The organism is Clostridium sp. C2-6-12, assembly GCF_009928485.1.
Classification (GTDB): Bacteria; Bacillota; Clostridia; order Clostridiales; family Clostridiaceae; genus Clostridium.
The window spans coordinates 120,115-135,350 of record NZ_JAABNP010000010.1; the positions used below are offsets into that span (position 1 = coordinate 120,115).

Consider the following 15,236-nt stretch of genomic DNA (forward strand, 5'->3'; position numbering starts at 1 on the left):
AATAATTTTAAAAAATTATATCTAATTTAAAATAATTATTGTTCTCATAAACAAAAAATAAAGTATAGAATTAAACATAATAATTTCTCAAATCTTTTTCACTTTAAAAGTTATATTTAAAATTAATAAAGGATATCCATAAATTATCATATGGATATCCTTTGTTAATTTTAATCAAAAGTTTTTGGTGTAAATTCTGAATCTTTGGCTTTAGGTTCACCGAAGACAGCTTTAACACTTTCAGCTTGTGGATTGTGGTTTAATGTCTTATGTTTATTGGTATGTTTTCTTTTCATACTATTATCCATTAATCTCACCTGCCTATAAATAACTCCTAATTATTATTTGCTTTTTAATATTTTTTATACTTAGCTATCCTTGAAACTAATTTTTTATAATTTCGGATATCTCATCTACTGAAGCACCTATTGTAAATATAATATCTTCATCAATACGAAGCTTACTTTCATTTTCATTTATTTTTATTGGATTTTGCTTTAATTTACTTGATAATACTTCTTTATATCTAGTACTTGATATATCAATATTAAATTTTTTATTTTGAGAACCAGTTAATTTTACTACAAATCCATCTTCATTAGCTTCTGAAGTAACCTTTATATCTATAATATTATCTTTTTTACAGCATCCTCCATTTCCCTTATTAGTTGGTGCTTTTGATACAGTTGCCACCCCTGTAATTGTCATCCAGCCCCCACTTAATTCTGCTTTAATCAATACATTTAATTTATACTTTGCTTCAATTTTTCTTAAAACTTCGCCTAGTTCATAAATATCTAATTCTAATCTCATCTTTCTTCTCCTAAACATATATTTTTTTAAAATTATATACATATTGCAATATAAACTAACATATCTAATAACTAATTTTCAAGAAATTCCGTAGAAATTTTATCATTCATTGCTAACTGCTAATTGCAACATATATAATATGAAGCTTAACAAAATTATTAAATAAATAAAAGAGAATATTAAAAATTGATTAATATTAATCAATTTTAATACCCTCTTCTTTTTTAAAAATGATCCTTTTCTTTATGTGGAGGTGCACCTATTTTCTTGCCATCTATTATTCCTAAGTCTGCATTGTTTTTAGGATCTATTTTTCTGCGCTCTGCATTAGATTTTGGCCTGTCTTTTATTCTATTTTTATTATTATCCATTTATATCACCTCGTTTATTAGAATTTGCATTTTTAAATTAATTTATACTAATTATTATGTTAAACCCTTGTACAAAATTCTATAAAAAAAATTGAAAACAGTGTTTTACTTCATTTACATCAACCTGTTTCCAATTCTAATACTTATAATATTCCTAAAATATCAAATTCCTTAATCTTCCTATATTCTGGTGCAACATCAAAAATCATTTCATACATATATCTTACAGCTGTTTTTAGATCAAAGTCACCCTCTTTAAAAGTCCATGTAACAGCTAAAGAATGAGTTAATTGCTTTAAAAATATAACTAATACTTCTGGATCAGTTTTATTTAAAAATTCCCCATTTGCCTGTCCTTTTTTTATAATTTCACATTGAACCTTAAGCATTTCCCTCTTCTCTTCACTAATTCTAAAGGTTCCCACATCTTCTTTTAAATTTTTTATAAATAATTGTTTTACTATGCTTACTCCAGAGTTTTCAATAAAGTCTAAAAAATTTTTATTCAAAATCCAAATCTGTTCTACACAAGATTCCGCTGTTAAAATAGTGGTAAGATCATATGATGTTAATTTAGTAGGTATCTTATAATAATCTTTTAATAATTCATCCTTTGATTTGAAATAATAGTAAAAAGTATGCTTATTAATGCCACTAGCAGCACAAATTTCATTTAATGTAACTTTTTCAAATGTTTTTTCATTAAATAATTTGAGTGCAACTTCACGTATACGCTTCTTAGTCGAATTTTCATAATTCATCATATTTCACCTCCAATTTCACAAGTGGATTTTCCTAAGTTAATTACGAGTTTATTAATATTTCAAAATATATATGTTGCAATATTAATTCTACATTATTAATTGAAGAAATCCTTTAAGGAAAAGTGAGAATCCAAATTTTATATTTGGTGTCTCGAACTTTCTCTGTGAGCTTCAACAATAATTGTTAATTGCAATATATATATAATATTTTATTTACCTGAAATATCAGTCTTCATTATAGTTTTACTACCTATAATACTTCATGTATATAGTATCAGCAACTTTAGTAACTGTCAACTTTTTATTATATTATGGTAATATTATTTTATATCCTTATTTACAACTTTATGATACCGTGGTATCATAAATATCATATATTAGTTGTGCGAGGTGATTTTATTATATGACACGATTGCTAAAGTACGTTGAACCTTATATGGCAATGATTATTACTGCAATTATTTTACTGTTTGGACAAGCAATTTGTGATCTTTCCTTACCAGATTACATGTCTGATATTGTGAATAAAGGAATAACGAATGGTGATTCAGCATACATAATTAAATTAGGTTTTAAGATGCTCGGTATTTCCTTAATAAGTGCTTTTCTTAGTATAATAGTTGGATTTATTGCATCCAAAGTAGCTGCAGGAATGAGCCAAGCTCTGAGAATTGACTTATTTGAAAAGGTTGAAGATTTCTCCAATGCTGAATTTGATAAATTTTCTACATCCTCTCTTATTACAAGGACAACAAATGATGTTACTCAAATTCAAACTTTAATAGTTATGCTTATACGAATAATATTTTATGCACCTATTATGGGTATTGGTGGTTTTGTTCATGCACTTGCTAACAGTAAATCTATGTCTTGGATTGTAGCCCTTTCAATTATAAGTCTTTTAGGTCTTATATTTACCATGTTTACATTTGTAATGCCAAAATTTAAAGTTGTTCAAGGTTTAATTGATAAGCTTAATCTAGTAGTACGTGAAAATCTTGATGGCATGCTTGTTATTAGAGCTTTTAACACTCAAAAATTTGAAGAAAATAGATTCGACAAAGCAAATAAGGAGCTTACAGATACTAATCTTTATATAAATAGAGCTACATCTGGAATGATGCCTGCAATGATGCTTATAATGAATTTAATTACTGTATTAATTGTATGGGTTGGATCAAATCAAGTTTCTGCTTTTAAGATGGATGTTGGAGAAATGATGGCATATATGCAATATGTTATGCAAATAATAATGGCATTTTTAATGATGGCAATGATGTTTATTATGATTCCAAGAGCTTCTGTTTCCGCTAATCGTATAGCAGATGTACTTGAAACAGAACCTTCTGTTAAGAATACTCCATCTTTAAATAGTAATTTAAAGATTACAAGTGGAGTAATCGAATTTAAAAACGTATATTTCAGTTATCCTGGTGCTGAAGATGATGTGCTTCATAATATAAACTTTATTGCAAAGCCAGCGCAAACAACTGCTTTTATTGGATCAACTGGAAGCGGTAAAACTTCATTGATAAATCTAATTCCAAGATTTTATGATGCAACAAAAGGCGAAGTTTTAATAGATGGAATAAATGTTAATGATTTAGATATTCATGATTTAAGAAACAGCCTTGGTTATGTTCCTCAAAAAGGAATCCTATTTTCTGGAACTATTCAAAGTAATATTGCTTATGGAGGTAATGATTCAACGGAAGATGATATTATAAGATCCGCACGAATTGCACAAGCCATGGAATTTATAGAATCAAAACCCGAAAAATTTGAAACGTCTATCTCTCAAGGTGGAACTAATGTATCTGGAGGACAAAAGCAACGTTTATCTATTGCTCGTGCACTTGTGAAAAAACCTCAAATTTGTATTTTTGATGATAGTTTTTCCGCATTAGATTTTAAAACTGATGCTGCACTTAGAAAAGCACTAAAGGATGAAACAGGTTCTAGCACAGTTTTATTAGTAGCTCAAAGAATAAGCACAATTATGAATGCTGATCAAATAATAGTTTTAGATAAAGGGCATATTGTCGGATGTGGAACCCATGAAGAACTCATGAATAATTGTGAAGTTTATCAAGAAATCGCTCTATCTCAGCTAAGTAAGGAGGAGTTAAAATGAGTGAAAAAAAATCAACTCCTGCTAGAGGTCCTATGGGAATGGGCCCAAGAAATGGTGGTATGGGAAGTGGTGGCGAAAAAGCTAAGAATTTTAAAGCAACAATGTTAACTTTATTTGAGTATATGCATGAATTCAAATTTCAAATATTTATAGTTATAATATTTGCTATATTTTCAGCTACCTTTTCAATCATTGGCCCAAAAATCCTCGGTAAAGCTACTACCAAACTCTTTGAAGGGCTAATTGCTTATATGACAGGCACTAATCTCTTAACAGATTTTAAATATATAAGAAACTGCATTATATTATTGGTTGTTTTGTATATTATTTCAGCTATTTTTTCATATACTCAGGCCTATATAATGTCTGGTATATCAATGAAAATAACATATAGGTTTAGAAAAGATATTTCAGAAAAAATAAATAGAATGCCTTTAAAATATTTTGATACAAGAACCCATGGAGAAGTATTATCACGAATAACTAATGACGTTGATACACTGAGTCAAACTTTAAATCAAAGCTTAACCCAATTAATAACTTCTGCTGTAACTGTTGTTGGTATTCTTATTATGATGCTTAGCATAAGTCCTACTTTAACACTGGTAGCATTTTTAACTCTTCCTCTATCTATGGGACTCATAATTGGAGTTGTTAAAAAATCTCAAGGATATTTCAAAACCCAGCAAAAATATATAGGACATATGAATGGGCATATTGAAGAAATATATTCTGGTCATAATGTTGTTCAAGTATTTAATGGTGAAAAAGAAGCAATTTTAAAATTCAAAGGACTAAATGAAGAATTATATGATTCTGCTTGGAAATCTCAATTCCTTTCTGGAATGATGATGCCTATTATGACTTTTGTAGGAAATATAGGTTATGTTTTGGTTTGTATTCTAGGCGGATATTTAGCTGTAAAAAAAGTTATTGAAGTTGGAGATGTTCAAGCATTTATTCAATATATGCGTTCATTTAATCAGCCTATAGCTCAATTAGCTAACATTTCAAATACTCTTCAATCTACAGCAGCAGCTGCTGAACGTGTATTTGAATTTTTAAATGAAGCTGAAGAAACTCCTGAAAGTAAAAACCCAGTAGTCTTAGACAAAGTAATTGGTAATGTAGAATTCAAAAATGTACACTTTGGTTATACTGAAGATAAAGTAATCATAAATGATTTTTCATGCAAAATTGAATCTGGTCAAAAAGTAGCTATTGTTGGTCCTACTGGTGGCGGAAAGTCTACAATAATAAAACTATTAATGAGATTTTATGATATTAATTCTGGAAGCATTTTAATTGATGGGAATGACATTAATGATTTTACTAGAAATGATTTAAGAAGTATGTTTGGAATGGTACTACAGGATACTTGGCTTTATAATGCTAGTATTTATGACAATATTAAATACGGAAACTTTGATGCAACTCATGAGCAAGTATTAGAAGCCTCAAAAGCAGCTCATTGTGATGAATTTATTCGTGCACTACCAGATGGATATAATTTGCTTTTAAATGAAGAAGCAAGTAATATTTCTCAAGGTCAAAAGCAGCTTTTAACTATTGCACGTACGATTTTATCAAATCCAAAAATACTTATCCTTGATGAAGCCACAAGTTCTGTTGATACAAGAACAGAAGTGCTTATACAAAAAGCTATGGATCACCTTATGTCAAATAGAACTAGCTTTGTAATTGCACATAGATTATCTACTATCAGAGATGCTGATGTAATTCTAGTCCTTAAGGATGGAGATATAATAGAACAAGGTAATCACGAAACTTTACTAAAAGCTAATGGCTTCTATGCTGGTCTTTATAAGAGTCAATTTGAAAACAATAATGAAGATGATATTTAATAAAAGGTTAGGAGATGTGAGTTATGGAAAAGTCAAAAGAAATATCTTCAAAGGAAATAACTTCTGAAGAAGAATCTGTAAAAGATAAAAGAAAAAAGAAATTCAAAAAATTATTCTCAAAGAAAATACTTTATCCTGTACTTATTGTAATTGTAATCTTAGGCTGCAGCATAGGATATTATTTTTATAATACTACTGTTAATTATTTTACTACTGACAATGCTAAAGTAACTGCTAAAATGTATTCAATTACTCCAGTAACAGCTGGGAAAATTTTAGAGTGGAATGTTCACGCTGGTGATTTAGTAAAAAAAGATGAAGTTCTTGGAAGACAAGAAGTACTTCCTTATATTACTTCACCTATTGATGGAACTATTGTTAAAACAGATGTAATAAAAAATCAATCAGTTGCTGTTACCTCTCAACTTGCAGTTATAGCTGATACTTCTAATATGTATATAGGTGTTAATGTAGAAGAAACTGACATAATGAAAATAAAAGTTGGACAAGAAGTCAAAGTTGACATAGATGCCTATCCTGATAAAACCTTTAAAGGTAAGGTTACTGAAATAGATAATGCTACTCAAACTTATTTTTCCAATTCTGCTACTAGTCTTTCAACAAGTGGTACTTACACAAAAGTTACACAGTTAATACCTGTAAAAGTAACTATTGAAAATAAAGACAATCTTCCTATGACACTTGGTATGAATGCTGTTGTAAAAATAAAAGTAAAGTAAATCTATTAAATTACGAAAGGAAATGAAATATATGAAAAAGATAATTTCAGGTACTTTATGTGTTGCATTAGTAAGTACGTTATTAATAAGTTGTAGTAGTAATTCAGATATAGCAAATGTTACAGTTACAAATGTAAAAACCTCAAGCTCAATCAGTGATAATACTTACACTGGAAATGTAATTTCAGCTGAAAAAGCTTCTATAATCCCTAGTGTTTCTGGAAAAGTTCAAACTGTAAATGTTGAAGTTGGGCAAAAGGTAGAAAAAGGTGACACTTTATTTACTATTGATAATACAGAACTAACATATAAATTCAATCAAGCTCAAGCTAACTATGATGCTTCAGCAGCAGCTTATGATAAAATGGCTGGCGGCTCAGCTAAACAAACTCAAAATGATGCTGCAACAGCTTTAGAAAAAGCTAAAAATGAACTTAATGATGCTCAAAGTCAATTTGATAATAATACTGCAATAGCCTCTGCTCAAAACGCTTATAATGATGCAAAAGCAAATTATGACCGTACAAAAGCTTTATATGAAGCTGACGCTGCAACAAAAGTAAATTTAGATGATGCTAAAAGCAAATTAGATACAACTTCTGCTGCGTTGGATATGGCAAAACAAAATGCTCAAACTAGGCTTAATAACGCAAAAGCTAGTTATTCCGCTGCCAGTGAAAATGCATCACTTACTAATTCAATAATAAATCCAGATAATATAGCTTCAGCAAAAGCTCAAATGGACAGTGCTAAAGCAGCTTTAGATATAGCAAAGCATCAGCTTGATAGCTCTATTGTTACTGCTCCTATTACCGGAAAAGTAAGTGCTAAAAATATATCTGTTGGTGAAATAACGCCAGCCCAAACGCCATCAATTATTTTAGAAAATGAAAATTTAATAAATGTATTAATTAAAGTTACTGAAACAAATATAAATGATGTAACTGTAGGAATGTCAGCAAAAGTATCTGTACCATCTACAGGCTTATTTTATGATGGCATGATTTCAACAATATGTCCTTCTGCTGATCAAAAAACAGGTATGTTTGATGTTCAAATTACAATTAATACTCCAGATGATAAATTAAAAACAGGAATGGTTACAAATGTATCCTTAATTAATCAAAATGAAAATAATACTTTATTAATACCAAAAGAATCTGTATTTGAGGAAGATGGTGCTTCTTATATATATGTTATTAACGGTGATAAATTATCCAAACGTGCTGTAACACTTGGACAACCTAAGAATCAATATATAGAAATTAAAGATGGTGCTTCTAAGGATGACCAAATTGTTGTTCAAGGCAGCTCAAATATGAAGGATAATGGAAAATTTAATATTGTGAAAAATAACTAACTTATTTTAAAATTATCAAAAGAAGTCTAACCTTTTAAATTAGACTTCTTTTGTGTTTTTAGCATATAGCAAATTTTGAAACAAGCTCTTTTAAATGTTCAGTGCTTTCTTTTAGACTTTTAGTTTCTATTCTAACTTTTAAAATATAAATGAGACTTTAATTAAATTTAAATAAATAAAATTAAAGTCTCATTTTATATTTCATTTTCATTACAACTTGTTTATAATGCTTGCATTATAAGCTGCACCAAATCCGTTATCAATATTTACTACACTTACTCCACTTGCACAACTGTTAAGCATAGATAATAAAGCTGAAAGTCCTCCAAAGTTTGCACCATATCCAACACTTGTAGGAATTCCTATTACAGGTTTATCAACTAAACCTCCTACAACACTGGCTAAAGCTCCTTCCATACCTGCAGCTACAATTACAACTTTTGCTCCTCTAATAACTTCAAGTTTAGAAAAAAGTCTATGTATTCCTGCCACACCTACATCTGTTATTTTTTCTACTCTATTTCCTAATATTTTTGCAGTTTCATAAGCTTCTTCTACTACAGGTAAATCAGAAGTTCCTGCTGAAACAATTGCAATATAACTTTCTGTAAGATCCTGTTCCTTTTTCTTAATTGTTATAGTTCTTCCAAGCTTATTATATTCTGCTTCTTCACATATTTCTTTCACAGCATTATACATTTCTTCAGTTGCTCTTGTTCCTAAAATATTGTTATCCTTTGTGAGCATGAATTCAACTATTTCCTTAACCTGCTCTACAGTCTTTCCTTCACAATATATAACTTCAGGATATCCAACTCTTAGTTCTCTATGATTATCTATCATTGCAAAACCTAAATCTTTAAATGGGAGATCTTCTAAGTTTTTAAGCGCTTCATCTATATTTACTTTATTATTTTTAACTGCTTCTAATAAGTTTTTAATTTCTTCTCTATTCATTACCTCTAATCACCCCTTTATAATGAATGATGAATAATTATTCATTTTTACTCATTATACTTTCATTAAAGCTACCAACTCTGTAACCTTGTAAATCCATTGTTACATATTTAAAGCCACATTCTTTTATTTTTTCTGCAATAGTATCTAAAAGTTCCTCGTTAAATAATTTATTTCTATCATTTCTATTTACTTCAACTCTTGCCAAATCTCCATGGCATCTTACTCTAACAGCTCTAAAACCTATGCTCATCATAAATCTTTCTGCCTTTTCAATTCTTTCAAAAGCTTCTACCTTTAATTCATCCCCATAAGGAATTCTTGTTAAAAGACATGCATATGGAGGCTTATCCCAAGTATTAAGTCCTAGTTCTTTAGAAAATGTTCTTATTTCTGCCTTAGTTAACTTACATTCAAGCAATGGACTTTTAACTTCTAATTCCTTTAAAGCTCTAAGACCTGGTCTATAATCCTTAATGTCATCAAAATTAGTTCCATCAATTACGCAATCATAGCCTTGTTCCTTAGCTACATTTAGTATCATGGTGAATACTGCTGTTTTACAAAGATAACATCTATCTTCTGGATTATATTTTATTGTTTCAATAATAGGAGCTTCTATAATTTCATGATTAACTCCTAATTCTTTGACTAACTCTTTTGCTTCTGCTATTTCCCATTTAGGAATATATGGTGACATAATAGTTACTGCTTTTACATTATCACCAAGAGCTTCTTTAGCTACTCTAAGTAAAAAAGTGCTGTCTACTCCTCCTGAAAATGCTAGAACTACCTTTCCTAAACCCTTAAGATAACTTATTAATTCGTTATATTTATCATTATTTATCATTATCTAACCCTACCTTTCATATAACTTCCTATTTATCCTCTATACTTGAAATGTTCTTGTAAACTTCTTTATAAATACTATCCAAAGTTATATTTTTTTCTTTTGCTACAGCCTTACATTCTTCATATTCAGGCTTATATTTAACTAATTTTCCTTTATAATAAGATTTCTTAATTGTAATATTCCCGTATTCAGTTTGTACCTTAGAAAATTCTCTATTAAGCATTATTTTCTCTACTTTATACTTTCTAACCCCAATTGAAGTTGTTTCCTTAAAAATCACCTCTAGCACATCTTGTTCAAGCTTTTCAGTTATTAAAATGCTTAATTTAACTCCTGGTCTTCCTTTCTTCATAAATATAGCTGTTTTATATACATCCAAGGCCCCTGCTTCAAAAAGCTTTTCTTCTATATATTCGTAAAACTCTGGATTCATATCATCTATATTAGTTTCTAAAATATATTGATCTTCTACCTTTTCTAATGGGGTTTCTTCACCTAAGTAAACCCTCAAAACATTAGGAATTTCTAAATCTCTATGTCCTATTCCATAAGCTGTTTTATTTATTATAAAGTCAATTTTAGATGTAAACTCCTTAACATTTGCTGCAAGTATAGCTGCTCCTGTAGGTGTGGTTGTTTCAAATTGCACTATTCCAGTATTTATTGGTATATTTTTTAATATTTCAACTGTTGCTGGTGCTGGAACTGGCATAAGCCCATGTGCACATTTAACAAATCCTCCTCCTACTTGAACTGAAGAGGCCTTTATTTTATCAACCTTTAAATAATCTAAACAAATTGCAGCTCCTACCATATCTACAATAGAATCGATAGCTCCTACTTCATGAAAATGTACTTCATATAAAGACTTTCCATGTACCTTTGCTTCTGCCTCTGCTACCTTCATAAACATATGTAAACTCATTTTTTTGACTTTCTCATTTAATTCACTTGAATTTATTATATTTTCAATATCCTTTAAATTCCTATGGTGATGTTCATGATTACTATGGTTTTCTTCATGTGAATGATTATGCTCATGATTATTATGTTCTACCTCTAAATTTACGTGAGCATGATTATGCTGGTGGTTATGATTATCAGAAATGTTATGTACATGGTCATGATTTATGTCACCAGAATTATGGTGAATATGGTCATGTTCATGATTGTGTTTAAGTAACATAACATCCACTCGCGTCCCTGTAATTCCATGCTTTACAGCCTTTTCAATTTTTATTTCATACTCAGAATCCAATTTAAGCTTCGAAATTTCTTCTAATAAATATTCCTTTGGCACTCCTAAATCTAATAATGCCGCCAAATTCATATCACCGCTTATTCCACAAAAACAATCATAATATAATATTTTCAACTCAATCACACTCCTCTTATATTTTTATATGATATTGTATTCTCTTAAAAAACCTTCATCTCTTATAACCTTATCATATGCATCATCTCTTATTATTTTATGATCCTCTGAAAAAACAATAGCTCTATTAAAAACGCCTTCAATGTATTCAAAATCATGAGTAGCACAAATTATAGTTTTCCCGCTATTATTTAAATCAATAAATAAATTTCTCAAGAATCTTTTTCCTTTAGGATCAATTCCATTCATTGGCTCATCTAAAGTTACAATCTCTGGATTCATAGCTATTACACTTGCAATTGCTACCCTTTTTTTCTCCCCTCCACTTAAATTATAAGGGTGCTCATCTTTTAATTTTTCTATATTTAGGAGGCTTAGACAGTCATTAACTCGTTCATTAACCTCATCTTCTGATAGCTCCATCTGCATAAGTCCAAAAGCTATTTCTTCAAATACTGTTGGACAAAAAAGTTGAGCATCTGAATTTTGAAATATAAAACCTAATTTCTTATGAAATAATTTTAGGTTTTTATTATCTTTTAAATATTCTTCATTAACTTCAATGTTATTAAAAGTATATTTTCCTTTGCTAGGGAAAACAATAGCATTTAGAAGCTTTAAAAAAGTTGATTTTCCGCTTCCATTTGGACCTATTATTGCTATTGATTCACCTTGATTTATTTGAACATTTACATTATCAAGTGCTGTTTTATTTTTATAAGTAAATGAAATATTTTCCAATTTTATCATTAGGCTTTCTCCTTAATTTTGCAAACATTACTTTATTTTTTACCTTGGTTATTACTAATTGCTAGTTTAAATATGTCAAAATAAATATACTCACTAGCAATAAATTAACAGTTATATAACCATAATCTATTTTTGCAAGCTTAAAATTTACTTTTGTAGTATATTCTCCTGTAAATCCCCTGCATTCCATAGCTTGAGACATTTCTTCACTCATTTTATAAGACTTTATAAATAAACTTCCAATAATCCCTGTAAGTGAATTATACTTATTTGAAGTTTTACCTACTGACCTAAGTCTTAATGCATATAAAAGATTAATAGAATGTTCACCTAGCAACACAATGTATTTTATAGTTATATCCATAATCCATATAAATATATCTGGTACATATAATAGTTTTAGTGATTTACTAACATCGTTCCATTTAGTGTTATGAGCTAGTAAATTCATCATCATTATAGTTATAAATATTTTTTGGAAAAGCAATAAACTATTATATATATTCCCATAAACCATTGCTGGTATTAACGCTATCAAACTTATAATAGGAAAGATGATACTTTTAATAAAAATCCTTTTTCTTGATTTCTTTTCCATAAGAAAAAGATTTCCTAAAACATAAATGTTCATTATGAGTAAATAAATACAACTTCTTGATATAGATATTAATATTACACTTAATATTGTAATCAACACTTTTAAAGTTGGATTTAATAAGTATATTAATTTATCTTGATTTTTGTTTTGCCTAATAATTGAGATTATCTTTATAAATGAAAAAATACTTTTTTCTATATATAAATTTTTTTCTTCTTTCGGAGTATAATTGTCTTTTTCTGAAAGCCATTTTGGGATCATTTATTCTCCTTTTGTTTGTCTTCTAAAATTTATTTTTGATAAAATTTTAAAAATAATTAATATAATTAATACTCCAAGTGCTGCAGATACAATATATCCAATGTATTCAGTAATATTTCCTAAGCTATAATCTGGAATTAAAGAATTGAATTGAAATCCATTCTCCATTCCTTTAGGTACAAAGCCTATTAATTCTTGAATTTCTTCAGTTCCCCATTCTCCCCAAGCAGTGCCGCTTGCTAATAACCCTAAAGGAGTAGCTAAAATAAGAATTCCTATAATTGCGTATAAAGGCTTCATCTTTTTAGTTTTTCCTTTATATATTATTTCAGGTGATGCCTTTTTTATATAGCTGTATGCTCCTAATGTTATTATTCCTTCTAAAAAACCAACAACTAATAAATGTGGTATTATCATAGCTGGTACTGATATTGCTAAACCATATGGGCTATATAATGGAAGCCCTGATGCATCTTTAAAAAGTAATGGTTGTATTCCAAACTCTATAGCTGCAAATAATGCCGCCGCATTTACAGAAATATAACCACCTATAAATGCTCCCAAATGCTCTCCTATCTTATTAGGAACAAGTTTCTTTAAAAGTTTAAATATATAATAGGCAGTATATGGCATAATAAAGGCCATATTAAAGCAATTTACACCTATTGCTAATATTCCTCCATCTCCAAAAAACAAAGCTTGAATTACAAGTGCTATTGTTACTGCAAAAACAGCTGAATATGGTCCTAAAAGAATTGCTATAAGACTAGCTCCAATAGCATGTCCTGTTGTTCCTCCTGGAAGAGGCACATTAAACATCATAGTTAAAAAAGAAAAAGCTGCTGCTACTCCAAGAAGTGGCATCTTCTGCCTTGTTATTTCCTTTTTGATATTTGTACTGGCCCTTTTCCACACAGGCACCATAACTGCACCAAAAGCAGCACAGGTTGATGGGCTTAAATAATTATCTGGTATATGCATAATAAATATCTCCTTTTGTAATTTTCAGTTATAAAACTTAATTTACTTCTTATTAGTAATATTTATAACCTAATATACATAGGAGTCTCAAAATCAAAATTTCCTACAATTCATTGCTTTTATATATTTAGAGAATTGTAATAAAAATTTCTTTTGAGATCTCCTATTAGAATTTCTTTAATATGAGTTAAGCAAATAATGCTGTAACCTTTTTTAATTCTTCACGTATTTTAATAGCTTGAGGACAATGCTTTTCACATTTACCACATTCTACACATTTATCTGCTTTCTCTTGAGGTGCTAAATTGTATATTCCTTTAAGTTGTTTTTCTGTTTCAGGTGTAACAAATAAACTATATTCATTATAACACGAAAAATTCCTTGGAATATTTACCCCTGCTGGACATGGCATGCAATACTCACATGCAGTACAATTAACCTTTATTCTATCATTAAATACATTTTTTACTTCATTTAATATTTCTAATTCTTTTTCTGTTAAAGAGTTAGGTGCAGCATCACTTGCAGTCTTTAAATTTTCAGTAACATTATCCATTATATTCATACCACTTAGTACTACTGATACTTCTGGATGATTCCATACCCATCTTAAAGCCCATTCAGCAGGAGATTTTTTAATTTCTGCCTTATCAAAAGTATCCATAACTTCTTTTGGAAGATTTCTTACTATCTTTCCTCCTCTAAGAGGTTCCATAATTACAACTCCTAAACCTCTATCTGCTGCATATTTTAAGCCTTCTGTTCCAGCTTGAAAATTTTCATCTAAATAATTATATTGAATTTGGCAGAATGACCAATCATAATAATCCACAATTTCTTTAAATACTTCTAATTTGTCGTGGAAAGAAAAGCCTGCATATTTTATTCTTCCATCTTTTATTGCTGAATCTAAAAATTCATCTATTCCTAATTTCTTTAAATTTGCCCAAGTACCAGCGCCTAGAGCATGTACTAAATAAAAATCTATATGATCTGTTTGAAGACGTTCTAATTGTTCATTTAAATATTTATCCATATCTTCTCTAGTTTTTATTGCCCAGCTTGGAAGCTTTGTAGCTAATTTAACCTTTTCTCTGTATCCATCCTTTAAAGCTCTTCCTACAAATGGCTCGCTTTCTCCACCATTACCCATTCCAGTACCATGATAAGGATATGCAGTGTCTATGTAGTTAACACCTTCATCAATTGCATGACGAATCATTTTTGTAGCCTTTTCTTCATCGATTTTAGTAGTATCTCCATCAATAATTGGCAATCTCATACATCCAAATCCTAAAGCTGAAACCTTTTCATTTGTTTTTCCAAATGTTCTGTATAACAAAATAACTCCCCCTTGATATAATATTTATTTATTTAATATATATAAGATCTAAGAAAATAAAATTTTTAGATC

15 protein-coding genes are annotated in these 15,236 nt (G+C 29.2%); 4 read left to right on the top strand and 11 right to left on the bottom strand.

The window, feature by feature from the left end; translation table 11 throughout:
• Window positions 1-170: 170 nt before the first annotated feature.
• The 4 genes from GXK56_RS27755 to GXK56_RS10470 all read right to left on the bottom strand — a co-directional run bounded on the left by GXK56_RS27755 (window position 171) and on the right by GXK56_RS10470 (window position 1,948).
• Window positions 171-308, bottom strand: coding sequence for a CPC_1213 family protein (locus GXK56_RS27755; RefSeq protein WP_202127860.1), 138 nt, complete (start codon window positions 306-308; stop codon window positions 171-173).
• 76 nt (window positions 309-384) lie between these two features.
• Window positions 385-813 carry a UDP-N-acetylglucosamine pyrophosphorylase gene (locus tag GXK56_RS10465; RefSeq protein WP_160687404.1) on the bottom strand — a complete coding sequence of 143 codons (429 nt, stop codon included), beginning with the start codon at window positions 811-813 and terminating at the stop codon, window positions 385-387.
• A 224-nt stretch (window positions 814-1,037) separates the two neighbouring features.
• The gene (locus GXK56_RS27760) at window positions 1,038-1,184 is read right to left on the bottom strand and encodes a hypothetical protein (protein WP_202127861.1); all 147 of its coding nucleotides are present in this window, start codon (window positions 1,182-1,184) and stop codon (window positions 1,038-1,040) included.
• 143 nt (window positions 1,185-1,327) lie between these two features.
• Complete coding sequence (locus GXK56_RS10470; protein WP_243156078.1) at window positions 1,328-1,948, bottom strand: TetR/AcrR family transcriptional regulator; 621 nt, start codon at window positions 1,946-1,948, stop codon at window positions 1,328-1,330.
• 403 nt (window positions 1,949-2,351) lie between these two features.
• Between GXK56_RS10470 and GXK56_RS10475 the strand changes: the two genes are divergently transcribed.
• Genes GXK56_RS10475 through GXK56_RS10490 form a run of 4 tightly spaced genes read left to right on the top strand, consistent with a single transcriptional unit; the run spans window position 2,352 to window position 8,047 of the window.
• Window positions 2,352-4,082, top strand: coding sequence for an ABC transporter ATP-binding protein (locus tag GXK56_RS10475; protein ID WP_160687405.1), 1,731 nt, complete (start codon window positions 2,352-2,354; stop codon window positions 4,080-4,082).
• The gene (locus GXK56_RS10480; RefSeq protein WP_160687406.1) at window positions 4,079-5,947 is read left to right on the top strand and encodes an ABC transporter ATP-binding protein; all 1,869 of its coding nucleotides are present in this window, start codon (window positions 4,079-4,081) and stop codon (window positions 5,945-5,947) included. Before GXK56_RS10475 ends, GXK56_RS10480 begins: the two co-directional genes overlap by 4 nt.
• 23 nt (window positions 5,948-5,970) lie before the next feature.
• Entirely contained in the window at window positions 5,971-6,687 is a 717-nt protein-coding gene (locus GXK56_RS10485) for an efflux RND transporter periplasmic adaptor subunit (RefSeq protein WP_160687407.1), read from the top strand.
• Window positions 6,688-6,718: 31 nt separating this feature from the next.
• A complete protein-coding gene (locus GXK56_RS10490) occupies window positions 6,719-8,047 on the top strand; it encodes an efflux RND transporter periplasmic adaptor subunit (RefSeq protein WP_160687408.1) in 1,329 nt (442 codons plus the stop codon).
• A 210-nt stretch (window positions 8,048-8,257) separates the two neighbouring features.
• Here the strand turns inward: GXK56_RS10490 and larB are convergent, their stop codons facing one another.
• From larB to GXK56_RS10525, 7 genes are all read right to left on the bottom strand, one after another.
• Window positions 8,258-9,004: a nickel pincer cofactor biosynthesis protein LarB gene (gene larB / locus GXK56_RS10495; RefSeq protein WP_160687409.1), complete on the bottom strand. Its 747-nt coding sequence runs from the start codon at window positions 9,002-9,004 to the stop codon at window positions 8,258-8,260.
• Between the two features lie 37 nt (window positions 9,005-9,041).
• The gene (gene larE / locus GXK56_RS10500; RefSeq protein WP_160687410.1) at window positions 9,042-9,854 is read right to left on the bottom strand and encodes an ATP-dependent sacrificial sulfur transferase LarE; all 813 of its coding nucleotides are present in this window, start codon (window positions 9,852-9,854) and stop codon (window positions 9,042-9,044) included.
• 28 nt (window positions 9,855-9,882) lie between these two features.
• Entirely contained in the window at window positions 9,883-11,232 is a 1,350-nt protein-coding gene (gene larC, locus GXK56_RS10505; protein ID WP_160687411.1) for a nickel pincer cofactor biosynthesis protein LarC, read from the bottom strand.
• 24 nt (window positions 11,233-11,256) lie between these two features.
• Window positions 11,257-11,982 carry an ABC transporter ATP-binding protein gene (locus GXK56_RS10510; RefSeq protein ID WP_160687412.1) on the bottom strand — a complete coding sequence of 242 codons (726 nt, stop codon included), beginning with the start codon at window positions 11,980-11,982 and terminating at the stop codon, window positions 11,257-11,259.
• Between the two features lie 61 nt (window positions 11,983-12,043).
• Window positions 12,044-12,841 (bottom strand): energy-coupling factor transporter transmembrane component T, encoded by a 798-nt coding sequence (locus tag GXK56_RS10515; protein ID WP_160687413.1) that lies wholly within the window; start codon window positions 12,839-12,841, stop codon window positions 12,044-12,046.
• The gene (gene cbiM / locus GXK56_RS10520) at window positions 12,842-13,822 is read right to left on the bottom strand and encodes a cobalt transporter CbiM (RefSeq protein WP_160687414.1); all 981 of its coding nucleotides are present in this window, start codon (window positions 13,820-13,822) and stop codon (window positions 12,842-12,844) included.
• Between the two features lie 187 nt (window positions 13,823-14,009).
• Window positions 14,010-15,164 carry an aldo/keto reductase gene (locus GXK56_RS10525; protein ID WP_160687415.1) on the bottom strand — a complete coding sequence of 385 codons (1,155 nt, stop codon included), beginning with the start codon at window positions 15,162-15,164 and terminating at the stop codon, window positions 14,010-14,012.
• Between the last annotated feature and the right edge of the window lie 72 nt (window positions 15,165-15,236).

Excerpts from the sequence above, each read along its gene's own strand:
- GXK56_RS10480 (WP_160687406.1), top strand. The coding sequence starts at position 4,079 with ATGAGTGAAAAAAAATCAACTCCTGCTAGAGGTCCTATGGGAATGGGC.
- GXK56_RS10510 (WP_160687412.1), bottom strand. The coding sequence starts at position 11,982 with ATGATAAAATTGGAAAATATTTCATTTACTTATAAAAATAAAACAGCA.
- GXK56_RS10485 (WP_160687407.1), top strand. The coding sequence starts at position 5,971 with ATGGAAAAGTCAAAAGAAATATCTTCAAAGGAAATAACTTCTGAAGAA.
- GXK56_RS10475 (WP_160687405.1), top strand. The coding sequence starts at position 2,352 with ATGACACGATTGCTAAAGTACGTTGAACCTTATATGGCAATGATTATT.
- larB (WP_160687409.1), bottom strand. The coding sequence starts at position 9,004 with ATGAATAGAGAAGAAATTAAAAACTTATTAGAAGCAGTTAAAAATAAT.
- GXK56_RS27760 (WP_202127861.1), bottom strand. The coding sequence starts at position 1,184 with ATGGATAATAATAAAAATAGAATAAAAGACAGGCCAAAATCTAATGCA.
- larE (WP_160687410.1), bottom strand. The coding sequence starts at position 9,854 with ATGATAAATAATGATAAATATAACGAATTAATAAGTTATCTTAAGGGT.
- GXK56_RS10490 (WP_160687408.1), top strand. The coding sequence starts at position 6,719 with ATGAAAAAGATAATTTCAGGTACTTTATGTGTTGCATTAGTAAGTACG.
- GXK56_RS10465 (WP_160687404.1), bottom strand. The coding sequence starts at position 813 with ATGAGATTAGAATTAGATATTTATGAACTAGGCGAAGTTTTAAGAAAA.
- GXK56_RS10515 (WP_160687413.1), bottom strand. The coding sequence starts at position 12,841 with ATGATCCCAAAATGGCTTTCAGAAAAAGACAATTATACTCCGAAAGAA.
- GXK56_RS10470 (WP_243156078.1), bottom strand. The coding sequence starts at position 1,948 with ATGATGAATTATGAAAATTCGACTAAGAAGCGTATACGTGAAGTTGCA.
- GXK56_RS27755 (WP_202127860.1), bottom strand. The coding sequence starts at position 308 with ATGGATAATAGTATGAAAAGAAAACATACCAATAAACATAAGACATTA.
- cbiM (WP_160687414.1), bottom strand. The coding sequence starts at position 13,822 with ATGCATATACCAGATAATTATTTAAGCCCATCAACCTGTGCTGCTTTT.